Here is a 1062-nt window from a genome sequence, read left to right on the forward strand (position 1 = left end):
TGCCCCCTCCGAAGGGATCACCCCTACGATCCGGCTGTCCTCCGAAGAGAGCACCTGGTGACTTGCTAGTTCTCCCTTTGCGGCCTTAAAATCAATAGGTGTTCCAACAACAGCATTCTTGTACTGGGTAGAGAAGGATACCGAAGATGCAGGAATGACAAAGTCAATAGCTTGTCCACTAACCATCTTCGTCAGTTTAAAATCGGTGGCCCGTAGCACAATTCCCCAACCCGCTGCAGTCCCTCTCGCATCCAAAACGTTCAAATTACTGGTCGCTGCTGACGTTTGGTTTTGCTTTATGTCCAGTGTGATATCGGTAAAGATCGGCTTCGTCTGAGTCATTTGCAGACCTGCACCAGTGACCACAACCTCCGATTCATCTGCAGCAAAGGCAGAGGAGAACGGGAGCGTTACGAGCATGGCCATCAGCATCGACATTATCCATTTTTTCATGTTTTGCTATTCCTCCTTATTTATTGTTCTGAGTCAATCAACCAAGTGAACAGGCTCCGGACAACCACCTCCCTTCAAACGTTCTGAAAATAAGAAACAAAAAAGCAAACTCCAGGATTGGAATTTGCTCTCTACAGGTTGACCTCTTTGTCACCCGGATCTGCGCTGGATGGTACAGGGGCTGTCTTCTGCTCTTCCTTTTCTTTTTTGCGTTTCCACAGCAGGAGCAGGAGCCAGAACAAGAAGACGAAAATGAAAATAATGACTACTAACACGATCACCACAACCCATATGTGTAGCTCTAACCAATCCCAGAAGGTCTGAGTCACTTCAATCTTCCCTGCCTCTGTCAATGACGCCTGGGAAGCTCTGGACTGTTCAGGAGTGACTGAAAACGAAAAGGTGCGGCTAATGGTCTGCCCAGAGAACGTTGCATTATAAGTAACCTCGTATGTATCCGGCAGCAGTAACTTATTATCCAAGATATAGACCATATCTGCGGTTGTACCCGCATAAATGGAATCCGCACGATAGGCTTGCTGATACATGACCTGGCCTTTGCTGTCCTTTACTGTGATATTTCCAGTCGGTTTCTCTAAAATGGTCCCC

The 1062-nt window shown here is 47.3% G+C and carries 2 protein-coding genes; both read right to left on the reverse strand.

What is annotated here, in order from left to right:
• On the reverse strand, positions 1-453 hold a 453-nt coding region (locus tag ACQ76X_RS35980), incomplete at its 3' end, for a hypothetical protein (RefSeq protein ID WP_438498679.1).
• A 131-nt stretch (positions 454-584) separates the two neighbouring features.
• The coding region (locus tag ACQ76X_RS35985) for a hypothetical protein (protein ID WP_438498680.1) at positions 585-1062 on the reverse strand (478 nt) is incomplete at its 5' end.

Origin of the sequence: Paenibacillus sp. IHBB 3054 (assembly GCF_051594305.1) — a bacterium.
Lineage (GTDB): Bacteria > Bacillota > Bacilli > Paenibacillales > Paenibacillaceae > Paenibacillus_AQ.